Below are 20,664 nucleotides of genomic sequence, written 5' to 3'. Positions count from 1 at the left end.
ATCAAATTCGTGAGCTCTAGGTAAAAAGGCTCCATTTTTGGAGCCTTTTTACTGCAATAAATCTGAACAGATAGACGCTTAGATATTGACGGTTAACTCTGGTCCATTTGGTGCATTAGTGCCGTAGCCCATAATCTTGGCAACTTCACCGCCCTTAGAGAGCTTGACTGCACAATATTTAAATTCTGGGATTTTGCCAAATGGATCTAATGCAGAATTGGTAATCAAATTTGCCGCAGCTTCATAGTAAGCAAATGGTATGAAGATCACACCCCTTGGCGTACCATCATCTCTACGTACATGGATACCAACTTCGCCACGACGTGATTGCACAGTAATGACATCACCAGCAGAAACGCCTAACTGGGTCATATCTTCCCCATGCATTGAGACAGTTGCCATGGGCTCGATTGCATCCAGTATGGTTGCACGGCGCGTCATACTACCGGTATGCCAATGCTCCAACTGACGACCAGTAATCAGTACAAATGGATATTCAGTATTGGGACGTTCATTTGCAGGAATGATATCCGCAGGAACGAGTTTGACTTTGCCGTCAGGAGTATCAAAAGAATCATCAAAGACAATTGGACGACCAGGATCTTCAAGTGATAAACAAGGATAAGTGACACTCGATTCTTTTTCAAGTCGCTCCCAAGTAATGCCTTTAATCGCGCCATGCATTGCTTGACGCATTTCTTCATAGACTGCTGCAACTCCAGCATCAGGACCTGGGTAATTCCAATTGAGGCCCATACGCTTAGCAATCTCTTGGATGATCCACAGATCAGGCTTAGCTTCGCCAGGAGGATTGATTGCTTTTTTACCCATCTGCACCATACGGTCCGTATTGCTTGCAGTACCGACCTTCTCAGGCCAAGCACTTGCAGGTAAAACAACGTCAGCGAGCAATGCGGTTTCAGTCATAAAGATATCCTGCACTACCAAATGCTCTAGAGAGGCTAGTGCATGGCGAGCATGATTAAGATCGGGGTCGCTCATTGCTGGGTTTTCACCCTCGACATACATACCGCGAATTTTATCTGGATCACTATCAGGCGCAGTAATCTTATGCATGATCTCTACCACGGTATAGCCAGGCTTCTTATCAAGAGGCGTTCCCCAGAATTTTTCAAACCAAGCATGCGCTTCTGGATTATCAACTCGTTGATAGTTAGGGAACATCATCGGAATCAAACCAGCATCACTAGCACCCTGCACGTTATTTTGACCGCGCAGTGGATGCAGTCCTGAGCCAGGCTTACCAATTTGGCCGGTGATACTCACCAAGGCGATTAAGCAACGTGCATTATCTGTGCCATGAACGTGCTGGCTAATACCCATACCCCACAAAATCATCGCTGATTTTGTAGTGGCAAACTCTCTAGCCACTTCACGCAGAGTTTCGGGTGGAATACCGCAGATCGGCGCCATAGCTTCAGGGCTATAGCCCTTGATATTGTCTTTTAGCGCTTCATAATTATTGGCACGATTCGTAATGAAGTCTTTGTCCGCCAAGCCTTCTTCAATAATCGTATAGATCATGGCATTGAGCATTGCCACATCGGTATCTGGCTTGAACTGCATGGTGCGCCAAGCATGTTTACTGATCTCGGTCATACGAGGATCGCACAGCACAATCTTGGCACCGCGTTTAGCCGCATTCTTAAACCAAGTTGCAGCGACAGGATGATTGGCTGTTGGGTTTGATCCAATCAAGAAAATCAAGCTGGAGTGCTCAACATCATTGACTTGGTTACTAACAGCGCCCGAACCAACACCTTCCAATAACGCCGCAACAGATGAGGCATGGCAAAGACGAGTGCAGTGATCAACATTGTTACTACCAAATCCAGTACGAACCAATTTCTGAAATAAATACGCCTCTTCATTACTGCCTTTAGCAGAGCCGAAGCCAGCCAAGACTTTAAGGCCGTGCTTATCTTTTAACTCTTTGAGCTTGCCGCCAGCAAAATCTAAAGCTTCTTCCCAAGTCGCTTCACGGAAGATATCTGACCAGTCTTGCTTGCCTTCTAGAATGGATTCATCTTTAGGAACGCCTGGTTTGCGAATGAGTGGTTTTGTTAAGCGCTGTGGATTATGGATGTAATCCATGCCGAAGCGGCCCTTGACGCATAAACGATTATGGTTGGCTGGGCCATCGCGACCCTCAACACTCACAATCTTTTCATCTTTGACGTTGTAAGTTATCTGGCAACCCACGCCACAAAATGGACATACAGAATCCACTTTGCGATCTACTATTTGTGAGCCAATTAAACCTTTTGGCATCAATGCACCAGTAGGACATGCTTGTACACACTCGCCACAGGCAACGCAAGTGCTATCACCCATTGGATCATTGAGATCAAACACAATCTCGCTGTGAGCCCCACGCATCGCATAGCCAATGACATCATTGACCTGCTCTTCACGGCATGCACGCACGCAACGATTACATTGAATACAGGCATCCAGATTAACTGCCATTGCTGGATGGGAAATATCGTGAGCAACTTTTTCACGCCGTAAGGCTTTCAGCTCTGGGCGCACTGTGACATCCATCCGCGCAGCCCAAGTACTGAGCTCACCATGTTGATGCTTTTGTTCTTCTGCTTTGCTATCACCAACCCACTTAAAACCTTCATCAGGCATATCGGAGAGCAACATCTCCAGTACCAGTTTTTGACTTTTTATAGCGCGCTCGCTATTGGCTTTAACTTCCATGCCTGGCGTAGCGCTTCTGCAGCAACTAGGAGCCAAGGTACGTTCACCATTGATTTCCACAACGCAAGCACGGCAGTTACCGTCAGGACGATAGCCATCTTTGAAACAGAGATGGGGAATATCAATCCCATGACGTTTTGCAGCCTTGAGAATCGTTTCGCCTTCATAAGAAACTATCGTCTTGCCGTCGAGCTTGAACTCAACAGTTTGGAGTTCGAGTTCTTTTGGATTAGTTGGTGCGTTCATAGGTGTCTCGTTCTTCCCTTTTTATACGATTTCTTGTGGGAAATATTTATGAATACAACGAATCGGATTTGGTGCGGCTTGACCTAAGCCACAAATCGACGCATCTACCATGACAGTAGCCAAATCTTCGAGGGTTTCTTGATCCCAAGATTTCGCTTGCATTAATTTCGCAGCTTTACCGGTACCAACTCGGCATGGAGTGCACTGACCACAACTCTCGTGCTCAAAGAAGTGCATCACATTTAAAGCCATATCACGTGCTTTATCTTTGTCACTAAACACCATCACTGCAGCAGAACCAATGAAACAGCCGTACGGTTGCAGGGTATCAAAGTCCAGCGGAATATCATTCATGGTCGCCGGCAAAATACCACCCGATGCGCCACCCGGTAAATAACCATAGAACTGATGACCATCTTGCATGCCACCACAGTACTCATCAATCAATTCTTGAATCGTGATACCAGCTGGTGCCAACTTCACACCTGGCATTTTCACGCGCCCACTTACACTAAAACTCCGCAAGCCTTTACGATCATGACGACCGAAAGAACTAAACCACTCTGGACCGCGTTGAACAATGTCACGCACCCAATACAGAGTTTCAAAGTTGTGCTCAAGAGTTGGTCTACCAAATAAACCCACTTGTGCAATGTATGGCGGACGCATCCGGGGTTCACCACGCTTACCTTCAATACTTTCAATCATGGCAGATTCTTCACCGCAGATATAGGCCCCTGCACCGCGACGCAATTCAATATTAGGAATCGGAAATGGTGGATTTGCTTTGAGCTTTGCTAATTCTTTTTCGAGCAATTCACGGCAGCCGTGATACTCATCACGCAAGTAAATGTAGCAAGTATCAATCCCAACGACATTTGCTGCAATGAATAAGCCCTCAAGGAAGCGATGGGGATCACGCTCTAAATAGGTTCGATCTTTAAAAGTGCCAGGCTCACCTTCGTCAATATTGACAGCCATGAGCTTAGGTGCTGTTTGATCTTTCACGATGCGCCACTTGCGACCTGCTGGAAAACCTGCGCCACCCAAGCCACGCAGGCCAGAACTCTCCATCGCCTTGATTACACTCTCAGCGTCTCTCTTACCTTCATGAATTTCTCTAGCTAATGTGTAACCACCTTGAGCACGGTAAGCCTCATAGCCAACATAGTCAGGTGAAACTGCTTGGTTCTCGCCTTGCGTAGATACACCATGCTCTGCTAACGCCGCCGGATCAAAGCTGGCATCATCTTTTGCCATTGGCTGGGTAGTTAATTGGTTGCTGACCGCAGCCTTAACTTTTTCTGCTGTAGCAAATAGCACTGGATATTGATGCACTACCGCTACAGGCGCTTGCTCGCAACGACCCACACAAGGAGCTGCTATTACTTTGACCTTGGGATTTCCTAAAATCGTAGGAAGTTTGGTCAATAGGTTTTGTGCACCAGCTAATTCACAAGCAATTCCATCACATACGCGCACAGTGATATCTGCCACAGGATCGTTGCCGCGCACTACCTCAAAGTGATGATAGAAAGTGGCGACTTCATAAACCTCAGCCATCGGCAAATTCATTTCTTTTGCCAGAGCAACCAAATGTCGATCATGTAATGCACGATATTCATCATTCAGCTTATGAAGATTTTCAATCAGCAAGTCGCGACGATGGGCTGCCTCACCAATCAGCTGTCGAACCTCTGCCAAAGATGCGTCATCTGCTTGACGACCTTTTAATTTACTTTTACGGCGAATGGTCTCCCTCAAATCATCTGCAGTAGCTACTGCAACTGCTTTAACTTCTTGGGAAGGCTTTGGGTGATTCATATTCTCTAATCTTTATCGTTTTAATGCATCCATTTGCGCTACTCAAAACTAGCTAAAACGCAAAATAACGCTTGATTTTGGGTTATTTCACCCCCTAAGTCCTTGACGGCGCTCAAGGGATTGAAATCAGGGTAAACCCTGATATTAGAGAAAGGATGGAGATGGCTTATCGCCTGGGGGCAGAGAGTAGTCTAGCTTCCGTTCATAAAGACGTGCCTTATAGCAATCTTGATAGCCTTTACTACCGATTTGCCAACCAATGGAGGTGCAGTCATCCTGAGCGGCAGACTCAATCGAGCCACAGGCTGTAAGGTTTAAAGCAGCAAAAATAGTAAAAATGAGGAGAAGGCGCGATTTTGACAAATTCATAATGCAAGTCTACTTGATTCTGAGGTCAATATAGACGTAGTAGATCAACTTTTGTCTGACAACTTTCAGGGAAAGCCGCTACTTGCACTACTCCACCATTATCAGCAACAATCAATGGGTTCCAAATAAATAATATAACTTCAGTGGAGACCTCCCATGAAATCAACCTTGAAATTCCTAGCCGCACTCTTTCTTTGTGCTCAAACCATTCTTTTTAGCAGCGTTGCTCATGCACAAAATCAAGATGGTTTTGTAGACATGATTGATGGGGTGAGCCTCAACGGCTGGAATATTGTGGGTAACGCGAGTTGGGTCATTGGCAATGGAATTGTTGAAGGTAATAAGCCCAGCGGTTTTTTGGTAAGCACCAAAACTTATAAGAACTTTGTTATCAAAGCAGAATTTTGGGCCGAATCCAATACTAATAGTGGCATCTTTATTCGCTGCCAAGACCCCAATAAAGTCTCTGCAAATAACTCTTATGAAATCAATATCTGGGACACTCGCCCGGAACAAGCTTATGCTACCGGCGCAATTGTGGATGTCGCAAAAGTGGATCCGATTCATAAAGCTGGTGGACGTTGGAACACGATGGAGATCGTTGCTAATGGATCGCATTTCAAAGTGACGATGAATGGGGTTGTTACTGTAGCCGATGCGCAAGACAGTCGCTTTGCTGAAGGCCCTATTGCACTGCAATCTGCAGGCGGAACGATCAAGTTCAGGAAAGTTCAGATCAAGCCAATTTAAGATTTATACAAAAATCTCAATACGATCGCCGCAGGCTATGGGTTTTAATGCCCTATCCTGCTTTTTCATTTTTACAAGCCCGTAATTCGACATCGTTTTTAGTGTTCTAGATAAATTACCTTGCTTACGACCAGTGAGGTCTGCTAACTCAGAGATCGACACGGGCTTAGATGATCGAATGACTTCCAACAGGGCCCGGTTTTCATCACTTAAAACCTGCGCTAAAGAGCGCATAGAGGTAAACCATATTTTAGGATCACTCGACTTAGCCTTCAAATCGCCTCTTGCAATTGCAAGTATGCGTTTTCGAATTTCTTCTTGTGATGCAATGCCAATTTTGATAACTTTCATTTCCCTTTAGCCGCCTTTAATGCTCTATCAACATCAAGGAAGAAATCGCCTAGTAGCTGATATGCATCTTTAAATACATAGTGAACCCCTTGATCACGAGAACTTCGATGCTTATGGTCATATGGTAATTTTCTTCCAGCATAACCAGATCTAGTCTTTAGAGCATGGGCATTGTCATAGCCCATGATCCTCAAGCCCTTAGGATCATGGAGTGTCAATGAATACCGGACACCATGTGGAATTGCAGTTGTAACCTCAACCTGCCAAGCCTCAATCTTCACCCAGTAACCAACCTCTTGATCTATCACCTGTTGATGCAGGTCTAGTAATGTGGAGATGCCGACATTCTTCATCTCCAAACTATATCAACTAATGATATACCAAAAGTAACAACCCATCCTCAATATAGGGATCTTTTTATGCAGGTGGAAATCCAGCCTTCTGTGCCCACATGTTATTAAACACATGAATTACCGGTTTTTCATATACGCCTGCTTTAGTGAAAGGCTCATCTTTCAACCATGCATCCACAGCTGCCCTATTTGGAAAATCCATTGCCAGCAAACTACCCACTACGATATTGCCATCTTCAGAAGTGAGGGGTCCAGCAAAAGCCATGCGCTCCGCTTGTTGTGCCAAGTAAGCACGATGCTCTGGACGTATTTGTACTCGCAGCTCTGATGTACCAGGACGATCCATTAATAGAATTGCAAAAATCATATTGCCTCCAAATATTTTATTAAGCTTATTAACTTTATTTACCTTAGTCGCTCAGATATTACGGTAAACCATCAAGCAAAAACCACCCGCAGGTGGTTTTCGTGATAAATGGCGGAAGGGGCGGGATTCGAACCCGCGGTAGGCTATTAACCTACGCACGCTTTCCAGGCGTGTGACTTAAACCGCTCATCCACCCTTCCGGAACCGTTGATTATACGATTGCCGAAAGGGGTTCGCCTCAAACCCCCATGAAGACAGCTTAGAGAGACTCTTTGAGTTGATCCAAAATCGCTGGGTTTTCTAGCGTAGAGGTATCTTGAGTGACTTCCTCGCCCTTCGCGATTACACGCAATAGACGGCGCATGATCTTGCCCGAACGGGTCTTAGGTAAGTTATCACCAAAACGTACATCTTTTGGCTTAGCAATTGGGCCAATCTCTTTACCAACCCAATTACGCAATTCCGTTGCAAGCTTTTTAGCCTCATCACCTGTTGGGCGACCGCCTTTGAGAACGACGAATACACAAATCGCTTCACCAGTGAGCTCATCTGGACGACCAACCACTGCGGCTTCAGCAACTAATGGATTAGCCACCAAGCAAGATTCGATTTCCATAGTTCCCATGCGGTGACCAGAAACGTTCAAGACGTCATCAATACGGCCAGTAATGGTGAAGTAACCAGTATCTTTATTACGAATAGCACCGTCACCAGCGAGATATAAAGTGCCGCCCAACTCTTCAGGGAAGTAAGACTTCACAAAGCGATCTGGATCACCCCAAATGTTGCGGATCATGGAAGGCCATGGACGCTTCACAACCAAAATACCGCCTTGACCATTAGGCACGTCTACACCCGCTTCATCCACAATAGCTGCTTGAATGCCTGGCAATGGCAAGGTACATGAACCTGGAACCATTGGCGTTGCACCTGGCAATGGAGAAATCATATGACCACCAGTTTCGGTTTGCCAGAACGTATCTGCGATTGGACAACGTGAACCACCCACATTCTCGTAGTACCAGATCCACGCTTCTGGATTGATTGGTTCACCAACAGAACCCAAGAGGCGTAAGGAAGTTAAGTTGTAGCTCTTTGGATGAACGGCCTCATCATTGCTCGACGCTTTGATCAAAGACCGAATTGCAGTTGGTGCTGTGTAAAAAATAGTAGCATTGTGCTTTTGAATCATGTCCCAGAAGCGACCCGCATTAGGATAGGTTGGCACACCTTCAAACACAATCTCGGTGGCACCCACTGCGAGTGGACCATAAGTAATATAAGAGTGTCCTGTTACCCAACCAATGTCAGCGGTACACCAGAACACATCGCTAGGTTTGATATCAAAGGTCCACTTCATAGTAAGAATCGCCCACAAGAGGTAGCCCCCTGTGGAGTGTTGCACACCCTTAGGTTTACCAGTAGAGCCTGATGTGTACAGAATAAACAATGGGTGCTCAGCACTGACCCACTCCGGCTCACAAGTCGTCGCTTCCTGAGCCATGATGTCTTGCATCCAAACATCACGCCCTGCCGTCATGGCGATATCAGCACCAGTTCGCTTGCTCACAATCACGTGCTTTACCTTAGGACATTCGCCAGTGGAAAGGGCTTCATCGCAAATTGCCTTCAAAGGCAATGCTTTGCCCCCACGGAACTGGCCATCAGCAGTAATCACTGCAACTGCACCAACGTCCATAATGCGATCGCGCAAGGCTTGCGCCGAGAATCCACCAAACACTACAGAGTGAATTGCACCGATACGAGCACACGCTTGCATGGCTACAATGCCCTCGATAGTCATTGCCATATAAATAATGACACTGTCACCAGACTTGACGCCCATTTTGCGCAGTGCGTTTGCCATTTTGCACACGCGCTCAAGCAACTCTTTGTAAGTGACCTTAGTAACGCTACCGTCATCAGACTCAAAAATGATGGCAGTTTTATCGCCTAAGCCGGCTTCGACTTGACGATCTAAGCAGTTATAAGAAGCGTTTGTTGTGCCATCTTCAAACCATTTATAGAAAGGCGCTTTAGATTCATCTAAAACTTTGGTAAACGGCTTTTTCCAGTAAATATTTTCTTTTGCAAGACGCCCCCAGAAACCGTCATAATCTTTTTCCGCTTCAGCACAAAGCTTGGTATAGGCATCCATACCTGGAATTGCCGCACCCTTTACAAAATCTGCAGGTGGGTGAAATACGCGGTTTTCTTGCTTTAATGGTTCCATGCTTCAAAGCCCTCTATCTAACAATCAATGGCCTTTACATCTCAAAATGCGCAAAATGTCGCAAAATGGCGGGTTTAGACCTTCAGAACCTTCAAAGATAAGTGAAAACACTCGGGATTTGCTCTATGGCAAACCCTTAAAATAGGCCAAACCTTACTATTAATGTGGAAATAAGCTAGAAAGCCATGACAAATATCAAACAAAACGATCTCATTCAAAGCGTTGCAGACGCATTCCAGTTCATTTCTTACTACCACCCCAAAGATTTCATTGATGCGATGGGCAAGGCTTACTCCCTTGAAAAAGGCGAAGCTGCCAAGGATGCGATTGCTCAAATTTTGACCAATAGCCGGATGTGCGCTGAAGGTCATCGCCCACTTTGCCAAGATACCGGTATTGCTGTGGTCTTCCTCAAAATTGGTATGAATGTACAGTGGTCAGATGCCACGATGAGCGTCACTGACATGGTGAACGAAGGTGTTCGTCGTGCCTACCTCAATCCAGAAAACACTTTGCGTGCTTCAGTGTTAGCTGACCCTGCAGGCAAACGCAAAAATACTGGCGATAACACCCCAGCAGTGATTCATTATGAAATCGTTCCGGGCGATGATGTTGAAGTGATATGCGCCGCTAAAGGTGGTGGTTCAGAAAACAAAGCCAAGATGGTCATGCTTAATCCTTCCGACTCTATCGTTGACTGGGTAGTGAAGACTGTTCCGACGATGGGCGCCGGTTGGTGCCCTCCCGGCATCCTCGGTATTGGTATTGGGGGTACTCCTGAAAAAGCGATGTTGATGGCTAAAGAAGCTCTGATGGGTCCAGTCGACATTCAAGAGCTGATTGTGCGTGGAGCAAAAAATCGCGTAGAAGAATTGCGTCTCGAGATTTACGAGAAGGTCAATAAATTAGGTATCGGTGCGCAAGGTTTAGGTGGCTTAGCTACTGTGCTTGATATTAAGATCTTGGACTACCCAACCCACGCGGCTTCCTTGCCCGTCGCCATGATTCCTAACTGTGCGGCAACTCGTCACGTGCATTTTCATTTACACGGCGATGGTCCAGCAAAATTAGAGATCCCTTCTCTGTCAGATTGGCCAGATGTTACCTGGACACCTGATGTACAAAAATCCAAACGCATCAATTTAGATACTTTGACCGCCGAGGAAGTAGCGAGCTGGAAACCGGGACAGACACTATTGTTAAACGGCAAAATCTTGACGGGACGCGATGCCGCTCATAAACGCATTCAGGATATGTTGGCTAAAGGCGAAGAATTGCCAGTCAGCTTTAAGAATCGCGTGATCTACTATGTTGGCCCAGTTGATCCAGTTGGCAATGAAGTAGTTGGTCCAGCAGGTCCCACCACTTCCACCCGCATGGATAAGTTCACTGAAATGATGTTAGCTAAAACGGGCTTGATTTCCATGATTGGAAAAGCTGAGCGTGGTCCTGCAGCAATTGAAGCGATCAAGAAACACAAATCTGCTTATCTCATGGCTGTAGGAGGTGCTGCTTACTTAGTATCTAAGGCAATACAAACTTCAAAAGTAGTTGGCTTTGCTGATCTCGGCATGGAAGCAATTTATGAGTTTGATGTCAAAGATATGCCGGTAACCGTTGCCGTGAACTCCGAAGGTATCTCAATGCATGAGACTGGCCCGAAAGAATGGCAAGCGAAGATTGGCAATATTCCAGTCACGATTGCGTAATACATGTTGGCTTTTGAATTGGCACCGAATTGTCGCTTATAGGCGTTTTTGATTCTGGCGTGGGTGGCTTATCCATTTTGGATGAAGCCCTACGTCAGCTTCCGCAACATGACTATATTTATTTAGCAGATTCTGCAAACGCACCATATGGTGAAAAATCTAGTGAATGGATTTCTGCGCGTAGCTTAAGTCTTTGCAAATATTTAGCCGATGCCGGATGTGATGCCATTGTGGTTGCTTGTAATACTGCTACTGCTGAAGCCATCAAACATATTCGAGCTGAAGTGCTAGTGCCCGTCATCGGTGTTGAACCAGGCATCAAGCCTGCTGCTATGCAATCTGGAAATGGCATTGTGGGTGTCTTGGCAACTGAAGCCACTCTCAAGAGCGATAAATTCAATGCATTATTAGCCACACTCCCCAATCATTGTCGTTTCATCAAACAAGCTGGCGCTGGACTAGTGCCATTGATTGAAGCTGGCAAAGCGGATAGTGAAGAAACCTTGGAGCTGCTTGCAAAGCATCTGGAGCCCATTCAAGATGCAGGTTCAGATACTTTGGTTTTAGGTTGCACTCATTATCCATTCTTGAGAAACGCGATTCGTAAATTATTAGGTGACACGATCACCCTAATCGATACGAGCGAAGCCGTCGTTCGACAATTAAAGCGTCAATTAGAGCAAATAGACTCCGCTAGTAAATTAACGAAAGGTGCATCCTTAAGAGATCATGGGGCAGTGCACTTTGTGAGCAGCAAAGATGAGCTTACCTTACTCAAGATGGCGCAAGATTTAATGCAGAGTGATCTCGATTCTCACGATGTCAGCTCAAGTTTATTGGGTAGCATTCAATGAGCACTTTTTTGGAGAAGATCGATGCACGTCTTCCGTTTACAAAAACGGAACGCATCATTATTGGCATCGTGCTGCTATTGCATGCCCTGCCGGCTTTAGAGTTTTTACATTTTTCATCACGTCCGCCCAAAATGGATGATGCACGGGTCATGGCTAATTTAGTCAGCCCTGATACCGCTGCCAATAAAAGTCAGCAAGCTCCTGCTACACCGCCACCCAAACCCAAGGAAGAGCCTAAGAAAAAAACTGTGGAGGATAAATCATCACAAAAACCAACGCCTCCACAGACTCAGAACACTAGCCAACAAACTCAGCAGCAAACCAAGAGTGAAGCCCAGATGCAAAATGCGGCTGTTGCCCCTTCTACGACAGGGGGTGCTAGCGGCACGCCCATACAGACGGACATTGGTAAACTGGTCGTTGTATATCAACCTGATGCTGATGCTTATTACCCTTCGTTCTCCAAACGATCTGGTGAACAAGGTACCGTAGTTGTCCGATTAATTATTTCTGAGGCGGGAGAAGTAGAAGATGTTGCTATATTGCAATCAAGCGCTTTTCCCAGACTGGACCGTGCGGCAACCGATATTGGCAGACGTTACCGGTTTAAACCTTTTTTAGTCAATGGCTCACCCCAAAGAATTTCTACTAATCTTTTAATTAAATTTAATCTCAAGAATTAAGGACTATGAATACACCATTTGGAATTGCAAATCTATGGCTTGAGGGCGATGCCATCACTCGCTTTGTGGCGATTGTGTTGCTCACTTGCTCAATCGTGACTTGGGTGATCTTGCTCACCCGCTTTTGGGAACTGCGCAACCTGCGCAAATTGAGACCTGAGCTTGATCAGTTCTGGCATGCAAGCTCCTATGAACAAGGACTGCAATCCTTTAGCAATCCGAGCATGAACCCTTACTATCAGATTGCTAAATCAGCTACTGATGCTTCCATTCACCATCAGAGTCAATCGAGTGATCGCCGTGAGCTTTTGCAAACTTTGAATTATTCAGAGTGGATGGCTAGAAGCATTAAGAATGGCATTGATAATATAGCTGCCAGTCTTCAGAAAGGTCTCACTTTTTTAGGATCAACTGGAGCAGTTGCCCCTTTTATTGGTTTATTCGGTACCGTCTGGGGCATCTATCATGCACTGATCTCCATTAGCAGCTCAGGGAGCGCGCAAATCGATCAAGTAGCAGGACCAATCGGGGAAGCCTTGATCATGACTGCCTTAGGCCTTGCAGTGGCTATCCCTGCGGTACTCGGATTTAACGCGATTAATCGCGCTAATAAATTACTGGTTGCAGAGCTCAATCGCTTTGGTAATGACTTGCTTGCCTATTTTGTGACTGGTGCACGTGTGAAGTCTGGAGAATAAGTATGTCTTTCCATATGTCAGACGATCAGAACGAAGACGCCATCATGGCGGAAATCAACATGACGCCGATGGTAGACGTCATGTTGGTGTTACTGATTATTTTTATCATCACCCTGCCCGTGATTCAGCAAGCAGTCAAAGTTGAATTACCCAAAGCCAATAGTGTTCGCAATGAAATCAAACCTGAGTCCGTTCAGCTCAGCATTGATGCCAAGGGTCAAATCTTCTGGAATAGCACACCGATTGATTTAAAGACATTTGATGGCTATGCCGAGAAGGCAGCACAGAAAAATCCCCAACCAGAGATTAATTTGCGGGCTGATAAATCCGTGAAATATGAATATGTTGCTCAAGTCCTGGCGGCTTCGCGTCGCGCTGGCCTGACTAAGCTAGGATTTGTGACTGAGCCTGATTAAACTTTATTGCGATTCTATTTTGACTTATAGGGCATCTTAGAAGGCAAGCATGTTTCTTCGGTAATGTAAGTGCCATCGCCCATCGTCTCACCCAAGATCCCACCCTGAATTTTCTCCACCTTCTTTAACTTGCCAGTGACTGGGTCAAGCGTCATGTGTGTAGAGACCGTTCCAGCAGAGTAAGCTACGCCCATCAGATTTTCTGGCTCGAAATTGGCTTCGATCAATATAAAAATATTGGGGCGAGCTAGAGTCACACTCTTTACCACTTGCTTGCCATACGCGTCCGACTGATCTAGGTCACGATCATCTAGAAATACTCTTGCTTTTTGAGCACCGGATGCAAGAGTGATCTTCATCTCATACTCTTCTGTATATCCTTTTTCTGAACGTTTGCAATGAAATTCCAGAACATCAACACCCCATGCAGTGAAAGATGAAAAAGTCAGGCAAAAGCACAGTAGGAGTTTGAGTAAATTCATGTTGATGCTATCTATGGGTACAAAGCCAACATCTTGATCAAATTTAGGCGTGCGAAGCAAAATAGTGATTGCCCTTTGAAATAAGAACTGAAGACGATTGGTGCCCGAGGCCGGAATCGAACCGGCACGACTTTTTTGAGTCGGCAGATTTTAAATCTGCTGTGTCTACCGATTTCACCACTCGGGCTCGCACTAGCAGTCACTGCCGCGCTATATAAATCAAGACAAACGAAATTTTAGCATGTACACCCTAAATGCCCTTGGGAAGCCCATATCGCTGAAGACTAAGGGCAGCCCACCCCAAAAATACTAAAATATCTAAATGAAGCCCATTGGTAATTCAACCGGACCACGTCGATTCTTGCGCCCTATTCTGTGGACGCTTGGAACCGTCCTACTGATCGTTTTAGCCATCACGCTCAGTTACCTTTATCTCGCACAATCGAATCCATCGGGTAAACGTGTCATTAAGAGTCTTGGGGATGGCGTGGTGATCACTTTTGATGAGGCGGATATTCCTCATATCAAAGCCAATAGTCAATCCGATGCGCTATTTGCTCTAGGATATTTACATGCTACCGAGCGGTCGTGGCAAATGGAAATGAATCGTCGCATCGCCAGTGGGCGCCTCTCTGAAATCTTAGGTAGCGAAACTGTCAGCATTGATCGATTCATTCGCACACTTGGAGTCAAGCACGCTGCTGAACAGCAATTCGATAAATACCCAGTCACCGCAAAGCGCTTACTGCAAGCCTATGCTGATGGTGTCAATGCTGGCAATACACAACTTGGCTGGGTACTGCCAGTGGAGTACTACTTAACTGGTTCTAAGCCAGGTCACTGGTCTCCGACCGATAGTGTCGCCTGGATGCTGATGATGGCCTACGATCTTGGAGGCAACTGGCATAAAGAATTACAAAGGCTCGAGCTATCTCAATTTTTGACGACTAAACAGATTTGGGAGGTCATGCCACCATTTGAAGTTGGTGAGCCTGTGACCAATATGGATTTTGCCAAGATCTATCAGGACCTTAAGGTCTTTAACCCCAAGGCTGGACCCATCAACAGTAGATCTAAAAATCTTCCAGCAACAGAGTTAAGTCATGTTGACCTAATGGGAGGGAAAGATGGTGTTGGCTCAAACAACTGGGCTCTTAGCGGCAAACTCACTGCCAGTGGCAAACCATTATTAGCAAATGACCCCCATTTAGGCTTATCAGCACCTGCCATTTGGTACTTTGCCCATTTAGACGCCCCCGGCTTAAATGTCCTGGGCGCAACCCTGCCTGGAATTCCGGCGGTAGTTTTAGGGAGGACCGATAAATTTGCTTGGAGTTTTACAAACACTAATCCCGACGTACAAGATTTGTATATTGAGCAGATCGATGAAAAAAATCCTGGCATGTATCGCGGACCTGATGGCTTGCTACCATTTAAAGTTCGTCAAGAGATTATTGATATCAAAGGTGCGCCACCCCTCCATTTCATTGTGAAAGAGACCCGTCATGGTCCAGTGATTTCTGATTCATATGCACGGGCTAAACGCGCCATTGATACCAGTCGCTATGCCCTGGCATTACGTTGGACTGCTCTCGACATTGAAAATCAATCGGTCGCTGGTTTATTGGAAATAAATCGCGCTAAAGATATAGATGCTTTTAAGCAAGCACTACGTAAAAATTATGCGCCCATGCAAAACGTAGTGATGGCGGATAGCGATGGCAATATTGCCTACCAAGCGGCTGGCATTGCTCCAAAGCGCCTATTACATCAAGGTCTATATGGCGTTGCTCCAGCCCCGGGATGGGAAAAACAGCATGACTGGAATGGCTACGTACCTTTTGAACAGTTACCCGCCAGCAATAATCCAGAACAAGGTTGGATAGCGACAGCCAATCAACGGATCATTGCCGCCAATGATCCAAACCCCTTAACAGCTGATTGGGATTTATCGGCACGTTATGACCGCATTGTAGATTTAATTAAAGCACGCAATTTGCATGATGCTGATTACATGAAAACAATGCAGACGGATACTGTTTCTTTGGGTGCCACACCACTCTTAGAGCTATTTAAATCTAGCGCGCCAACTCATCCATTGGCAGCACAAGCATTGGAGATCTCAAAAGACTTTCATGGTGACATGCGAGTAGATAGTGCTGCCGCACTCATATTCAATGCCTGGGCTGATCAATTAACACGCAATCTCTTTTCTCGATTGAGCTATTTATTCTCTGAAAATTATGGTGAGCGCAATTATCGAGGCGCCTTAATTTCCCAAGTTCAGAACCCCAATAGCCCATGGTGTGACAATCTAAAAACAGACGTGATCGAAACCTGCCTTGAGTCTTCCAATGACGCCTTTAACAAAGCACTTGACTATCTCAGCAATCAATATGGCAATGATCTCAAAAAATGGTCATGGGGCAAAGCGCATATTGCTATCTCAGAGCATCGACCCTTGAGCAAAATTCCCGTTCTTGGTAAGTTATTTAATATAGAAACACCATTTCCAGGGGACAGTAATTCAATTAACGTCGGCAGATTAGAATTATTACGCTCAAACAATCCCTATCAAACCTTGCAAGCTCCAAGCCTGCGAGCCATTTACGACTTTTCTGATCTTGAAAAATCGCTATTTATCTATCAGGCAGGCCAATCTGGATGGGTCCAGAGCAAGCTGTATCGCAATATGAACCCGCTGTGGGCTAAGAATGAATACCTCCCTTTGCAAATGAAACCTGAAACCAGTAAACGTACGCTGGAGCTCAACAATAAGTGATTGCATAAGTCATGAGGCGTATAAAATATTCCAAAGCACCTGAAAGCTCTTTTTGAAAGACATCCAATGAAAAAAATTCTACTTGCTAGCATCACCGCTTCAACCCTCCTATGTGCTCATAGCAATGCCAATGCTGCTTGGAAAGAATTGGGTGCAAATGAATTAATGGTGGTGTATGTAGATCTGGAAACTGTTCAGACTCAGGGTGAAAAAACACAAATCCTGTCGATGTTAGATTTCAAGAAGCCTGGCGTTAATCCAAACAATAAGCAACCCGTCAGTTCCATCATTGGTCTGAATGAATATGACTGTCCTACGGTGAGTTATCGCCCAATCGCTTTTAAAGAATTTTCTGGTAGCAAAGGGACGGGTAAAGTGGTATCCGATAACAATACGCCCGATAGCAAGTTTGAGCCCGTATTAAGTGAAACTTGGACGGCAGGCGTATTTAATTCTGTGTGCAAGGCAAAGTAACTCCCTCTTGAATGTCATCACAGCCCTGGATTTGGATTTGTTTATCTCTTAACCTTGCTTTACTGCAAGGATGTGCGGCTCCCTTAGCTGCTCTCGGTAGCACCGGAACTGCCGCAGCTAGTTCAGCAGGTGGTGCAGTAACAAGTGCTGCAGTAGCAAACCCAGTAACGGCAACCAGTATTGCCTCTACCGCCACTACCGGTAAATCCCCTTTAGAACATGCTGCCTCTGCAGCCACTAAAAAAGAATGTAACTTTATGAATATAGTAGGACCTAAGCCCATCTGTGAAGAGGTAGTTCTGCCCAAGATTATTGATAACAGTAGTCCGCTACTAGGTCCCCAAGAAAAGATTAAAGAGACTGCCAAACAGTAATCGCATTATCTAAATACCGGCCATCACAGACTAAAATGGTGGATTACCAGCAATATGAATGATTTAAGTAATGACTATAGAAAACTATTACCTCACCCTTACCTGTCCTAATAAACCTGGCATCGTAGCTGCAGTTTCAACTTATATATTTCAGACAGGCGGTGATATTGAGGAAGCCCAGCAATTTGACGATAAGGCTTCCAAACGATTTTTCATGCGCGTGAGCTTTAGCTGCCCGACTGATGGCAATACCTTGCGCTTTGGTTTTTCGGAGATTGCAAAACGTTTTGAGCTCACCTGGAATCTGCGCGCGGTGAAAGACTTGAAGCGGGTATTGATCATGGCCTCTAAATTGGATCACTGCCTAGTTGATCTGCTGTATCGCTGGCGGATTGGTGAATTACCAATGATCATCTGCGGCATTGTCTCTAATCATCCTCAAGAGGTTTATGCCAGCATTGATTTTGCAGACATTCCTTTTTATCACTTGCCAGTAACGCCAGAAACTAAGCCAGCGCAAGAAGCCAAGCTTTTACAAATCATGGCTGACTCTAAAGTAGATATGGTCATTTTGGCGCGCTATATGCAAATCTTGTCGGATGACTTGTCTACCAAATTATCAGGGCGTTGCATTAACGTACACCACTCTTTCCTGCCTAGCTTTAAAGGTGCTAAGCCCTATCATCAAGCCCATGCCCGCGGTATTAAGTTAATTGGGGCGACCTCACATTTTGTTACGAGCGATTTAGATGAGGGTCCTATTATTGAACAAGACGTGACTCGCGTTACTCATGGCGATACGCCAGATGATTTAGTACGCAAAGGACGTGATTTAGAGCGCACAGTTCTCTCACGCGCTCTGCGCTATTACTTGCACGATCGGGTTTTAATTAACGGCACTACTTCTGTCGTTTTCTCTGACTAATTAAGGTCTAACCCCTGGGGACTCCATAGGGAGACCGCGCGCGCGCCACATCAGAAATAATTCAAGTTGAGCCATTTCTGGCGAGCCATATTCGTATTGCTGCGCCCTCACACCGCTCATGCAGTTTCGTAAGCGACGCTGAAGTGAACCCAAGGTTTGCCACTCCAGGCGATAGATGGGATAAGCGTTCGGATGACCTTGGGGAATAAAACTACCGCCCAATTTCAAGCCAGCTCTCTCTTCATGACATTGGGCGCAGGACAAATTTAACTGACCCATTCTCTCGTAAAAAGATTGGCGCCCTTTTTGCATGGCTGCTTTATTTTCAGGTGTTTCTTTAATCGCAATTGGCATTCCTTTGGATTGATTTGCAATCACGGCTGTTAGCGATAGAAGCTCCTTACTGTCATAGGGAAGTGCTGGAGCACCCTGCGCACCAACTCTACATTGATTGATTTGACCCTCGAGCGTCTGCAACCGTCCTTTGATCATTTTCGGGAATGCTGTTACAACGCCACGCATTGACTTCTGAACATTCCCATGACAACTAGCACAAGATTTGTTGTTTTGAGCAGAAGGTTTATTCCACAGAGTTTCGCCATCACCCACCCAAAACATCGCTGGGTTTAGACTGGGATCATCCTGCATAGCCTTATTTTCAGCAGACATGAGCTCATAGCTTGACTGTAGTTTTTGCTTTCCAGCATCCGTTGCTGCCAAAACAATCGGTGCACTAAAGATTAAACAGCCAATGAATAGAAGCTGCCACTGCTTCATGTAACAGTGAGATTCGCTTGATTTACCGCCTCATATCCATCATCACCAGTCCACTTAAATTCTAGAGTGCCTGTTTCCGTAGCAAGCGTAGTGAAAATAATTAATGGGTTAGCGCCGATGCCAGAATAAAAATCTGCTTTGAAGACTTCGACATTGTTATAGGTGCAGGTAAAGACACGAATGATGTCACGTGGAATTAATTTACCACCTTCTGTATAACGAAAGCCTGATTCCATGTCATGCTGGGCAATCGCACGGATCTCGATGATTGAGCCTTTCTTAGCGCTCGATGGCATAGAGATGGAGGTACGGGAAGTTTTACTCATAATCTTTCCTCACACCATTTCAGTACATGCAGAGAGAGTAACTAAGGTCTCAGCTTGCCCTTGATAAAAACTTCCATTACTCATCTGCGCAATCGCTCTGACAATTTGACTATCTGCTAGACGCACACGAGTCGTAATATTGGCAGAACCTGAACGGGGTGTTAAGTAGACAGTGAAGATATTGGGCAGTGGATTACCTTCAGCGATGACATGAATTGCCTTTACGTAATCATTGGGCGTCATGGGGCTCTCAACACTCACCTTGAGTACCACCAAGTTACCGTTCTCAACGAGCGGGGGAATAACCAAGTTCACTTTTCCATTGATTACTGGCTTGCCACCCGTAATCTCTGTAATCGCCTTCGTTGCATCTTCAGGTTTAGCAAATACAGTGAAGGGACTAAACCAAGCGCCGAGAGTTAAAAAAGCAAGCTTTTGGATTTTCTTAAGCCAAGCACGCCGACTCTTTTGAACGATGAAATCTTTACGCATCATTGGACAGTGGTATTTAAGGTCAGTAAAAAGGCCACAACATCCTCAATCTCTTGTCCATTGAGGATAGTCTGACCCGTAAATTTCGGAGCTACTCGATTTAAATGATCGGTACGGTAATACGCTGGCATGATGGTCTTGGAATTAAAGTAACTTGCATCCACAATTCTGGCTCTCAGTTGAGGTGCTGTATATCGAGCAACGCTGCTACCGAGCTCAGGGGCTAAATTACCCTGAAAGCGCTCCTCTGGAAACGGCCCACTATGACATAAGAGGCACAAACCCGATTGACGACTCGCCACAATAGCGCGTCCCCGCATCGAATCCCCTGGTGTTGAAGTGAGTGGCTCAGCAATGACGCCATTCACAATCGTTTGCGCTACTACCCAATGGGAATTGAGGGCGACTAGCAACAGCATTGCTAGTGCGCACCTCTTTCTCATAAACGTCGA

General features: G+C 45.6%; 22 protein-coding genes and 2 tRNA genes. 10 read left to right on the top strand and 14 right to left on the bottom strand.

What is annotated here, in order from left to right; translation table 11 throughout:
• Positions 1–78: 78 nt before the first annotated feature.
• The 3 genes from fdhF to AOC29_RS04550 form a co-directional block, all read right to left on the bottom strand.
• On the bottom strand, positions 79–2,973 hold the full coding sequence (gene fdhF, locus AOC29_RS04560; protein WP_215296890.1) for a formate dehydrogenase subunit alpha: 2,895 nt from the start codon (positions 2,971–2,973) through the stop codon (positions 79–81).
• A gap of 21 nt (positions 2,974–2,994) precedes the next feature.
• Positions 2,995–4,797 (bottom strand): NAD(P)H-dependent oxidoreductase subunit E, encoded by a 1,803-nt coding sequence (locus AOC29_RS04555; RefSeq protein ID WP_215296888.1) that lies wholly within the window; start codon positions 4,795–4,797, stop codon positions 2,995–2,997.
• Between the two features lie 144 nt (positions 4,798–4,941).
• Complete coding sequence (locus AOC29_RS04550; protein WP_215296886.1) at positions 4,942–5,166, bottom strand: hypothetical protein; 225 nt, start codon at positions 5,164–5,166, stop codon at positions 4,942–4,944.
• A 156-nt stretch (positions 5,167–5,322) separates the two neighbouring features.
• Here AOC29_RS04550 and AOC29_RS04545 point away from each other — a divergent pair, with 156 nt between their 5' ends.
• On the top strand, positions 5,323–5,916 hold the full coding sequence (locus tag AOC29_RS04545) for a DUF1080 domain-containing protein (protein ID WP_215296884.1): 594 nt from the start codon (positions 5,323–5,325) through the stop codon (positions 5,914–5,916).
• Positions 5,917–5,919: 3 nt separating this feature from the next.
• On the opposite strand, the gene AOC29_RS04540 is transcribed toward AOC29_RS04545, so the two are convergent.
• The 5 genes from AOC29_RS04540 to acs all read right to left on the bottom strand — a co-directional run bounded on the left by AOC29_RS04540 (position 5,920) and on the right by acs (position 9,220).
• Complete coding sequence (locus AOC29_RS04540; RefSeq protein ID WP_215296882.1) at positions 5,920–6,267, bottom strand: winged helix DNA-binding protein; 348 nt, start codon at positions 6,265–6,267, stop codon at positions 5,920–5,922.
• On the bottom strand, positions 6,264–6,620 hold the full coding sequence (locus tag AOC29_RS04535; RefSeq protein WP_215296881.1) for a DUF6516 family protein: 357 nt from the start codon (positions 6,618–6,620) through the stop codon (positions 6,264–6,266). Before AOC29_RS04535 ends, AOC29_RS04540 begins: the two co-directional genes overlap by 4 nt.
• A gap of 64 nt (positions 6,621–6,684) precedes the next feature.
• A complete protein-coding gene (locus AOC29_RS04530; protein ID WP_215296879.1) occupies positions 6,685–6,987 on the bottom strand; it encodes a YciI family protein in 303 nt (100 codons plus the stop codon).
• A gap of 109 nt (positions 6,988–7,096) precedes the next feature.
• Positions 7,097–7,187, bottom strand: a tRNA-Ser gene (locus tag AOC29_RS04525).
• 59 nt (positions 7,188–7,246) lie between these two features.
• On the bottom strand, positions 7,247–9,220 hold the full coding sequence (gene acs, locus AOC29_RS04520; RefSeq protein WP_215296877.1) for an acetate--CoA ligase: 1,974 nt from the start codon (positions 9,218–9,220) through the stop codon (positions 7,247–7,249).
• A gap of 185 nt (positions 9,221–9,405) precedes the next feature.
• On the opposite strand from acs, the gene AOC29_RS04515 reads away from it, so the two are divergent.
• Genes AOC29_RS04515 through AOC29_RS04495 form a run of 5 tightly spaced genes read left to right on the top strand, consistent with a single transcriptional unit; the run spans position 9,406 to position 13,580 of the window.
• Positions 9,406–10,929: a fumarate hydratase gene (locus AOC29_RS04515; RefSeq protein WP_215296875.1), complete on the top strand. Its 1,524-nt coding sequence runs from the start codon at positions 9,406–9,408 to the stop codon at positions 10,927–10,929.
• A 29-nt stretch (positions 10,930–10,958) separates the two neighbouring features.
• Complete coding sequence (gene murI / locus AOC29_RS04510) at positions 10,959–11,783, top strand: glutamate racemase (protein ID WP_215296874.1); 825 nt, start codon at positions 10,959–10,961, stop codon at positions 11,781–11,783.
• Positions 11,780–12,466 carry an energy transducer TonB gene (locus AOC29_RS04505; protein WP_215296872.1) on the top strand — a complete coding sequence of 229 codons (687 nt, stop codon included), beginning with the start codon at positions 11,780–11,782 and terminating at the stop codon, positions 12,464–12,466. The genes murI and AOC29_RS04505 overlap by 4 nt, the downstream gene beginning before the upstream one ends.
• Before the next feature lie 5 nt (positions 12,467–12,471).
• Positions 12,472–13,164, top strand: a complete 693-nt coding sequence (locus tag AOC29_RS04500; RefSeq protein ID WP_215296870.1) for a MotA/TolQ/ExbB proton channel family protein — start codon at positions 12,472–12,474, stop codon at positions 13,162–13,164.
• 2 nt (positions 13,165–13,166) lie between these two features.
• On the top strand, positions 13,167–13,580 hold the full coding sequence (locus tag AOC29_RS04495; protein ID WP_215296868.1) for a biopolymer transporter ExbD: 414 nt from the start codon (positions 13,167–13,169) through the stop codon (positions 13,578–13,580).
• A 14-nt stretch (positions 13,581–13,594) separates the two neighbouring features.
• On the opposite strand, the gene AOC29_RS04490 is transcribed toward AOC29_RS04495, so the two are convergent.
• Positions 13,595–14,122 (bottom strand): hypothetical protein, encoded by a 528-nt coding sequence (locus tag AOC29_RS04490; RefSeq protein ID WP_251370067.1) that lies wholly within the window; start codon positions 14,120–14,122, stop codon positions 13,595–13,597.
• Positions 14,123–14,160: 38 nt separating this feature from the next.
• Positions 14,161–14,249: transfer RNA gene (locus AOC29_RS04485), tRNA-Leu, on the bottom strand.
• A gap of 135 nt (positions 14,250–14,384) precedes the next feature.
• On the opposite strand from AOC29_RS04485, the gene AOC29_RS04480 reads away from it, so the two are divergent.
• The 4 genes from AOC29_RS04480 to purU all read left to right on the top strand — a co-directional run bounded on the left by AOC29_RS04480 (position 14,385) and on the right by purU (position 18,617).
• Positions 14,385–16,844: a penicillin acylase family protein gene (locus AOC29_RS04480; protein ID WP_215296866.1), complete on the top strand. Its 2,460-nt coding sequence runs from the start codon at positions 14,385–14,387 to the stop codon at positions 16,842–16,844.
• Between the two features lie 66 nt (positions 16,845–16,910).
• Positions 16,911–17,318, top strand: coding sequence for a surface-adhesin E family protein (locus AOC29_RS04475; protein WP_215296864.1), 408 nt, complete (start codon positions 16,911–16,913; stop codon positions 17,316–17,318).
• A gap of 11 nt (positions 17,319–17,329) precedes the next feature.
• Positions 17,330–17,692 (top strand): hypothetical protein, encoded by a 363-nt coding sequence (locus tag AOC29_RS04470; protein ID WP_215296862.1) that lies wholly within the window; start codon positions 17,330–17,332, stop codon positions 17,690–17,692.
• Between the two features lie 70 nt (positions 17,693–17,762).
• Positions 17,763–18,617 (top strand): formyltetrahydrofolate deformylase, encoded by an 855-nt coding sequence (gene purU, locus AOC29_RS04465; protein WP_215296860.1) that lies wholly within the window; start codon positions 17,763–17,765, stop codon positions 18,615–18,617.
• On the opposite strand, the gene soxA is transcribed toward purU, so the two are convergent.
• The 4 genes from soxA to soxX are packed head-to-tail and all read right to left on the bottom strand — an operon-like array spanning position 18,618 to position 20,631.
• Complete coding sequence (gene soxA / locus AOC29_RS04460) at positions 18,618–19,394, bottom strand: sulfur oxidation c-type cytochrome SoxA (RefSeq protein ID WP_215296858.1); 777 nt, start codon at positions 19,392–19,394, stop codon at positions 18,618–18,620.
• Complete coding sequence (locus AOC29_RS04455; protein WP_215296856.1) at positions 19,391–19,720, bottom strand: thiosulfate oxidation carrier complex protein SoxZ; 330 nt, start codon at positions 19,718–19,720, stop codon at positions 19,391–19,393. The genes soxA and AOC29_RS04455 overlap by 4 nt, the downstream gene beginning before the upstream one ends.
• 9 nt (positions 19,721–19,729) lie before the next feature.
• Positions 19,730–20,215 (bottom strand): SoxY-related AACIE arm protein, encoded by a 486-nt coding sequence (locus tag AOC29_RS04450; protein WP_215296855.1) that lies wholly within the window; start codon positions 20,213–20,215, stop codon positions 19,730–19,732.
• Positions 20,212–20,631 carry a sulfur oxidation c-type cytochrome SoxX gene (soxX, locus tag AOC29_RS04445; RefSeq protein ID WP_251370066.1) on the bottom strand — a complete coding sequence of 140 codons (420 nt, stop codon included), beginning with the start codon at positions 20,629–20,631 and terminating at the stop codon, positions 20,212–20,214. The genes AOC29_RS04450 and soxX overlap by 4 nt, the downstream gene beginning before the upstream one ends.
• Positions 20,632–20,664: the final 33 nt, after the last annotated feature.

Source organism: Polynucleobacter sp. JS-JIR-5-A7, from assembly GCF_018687935.1.
Lineage (GTDB): Bacteria > Pseudomonadota > Gammaproteobacteria > Burkholderiales > Burkholderiaceae > Polynucleobacter.
Note: the sequence above shows the minus strand (reverse complement) of the source record. Positions and strands in the feature narration are given on the sequence as shown.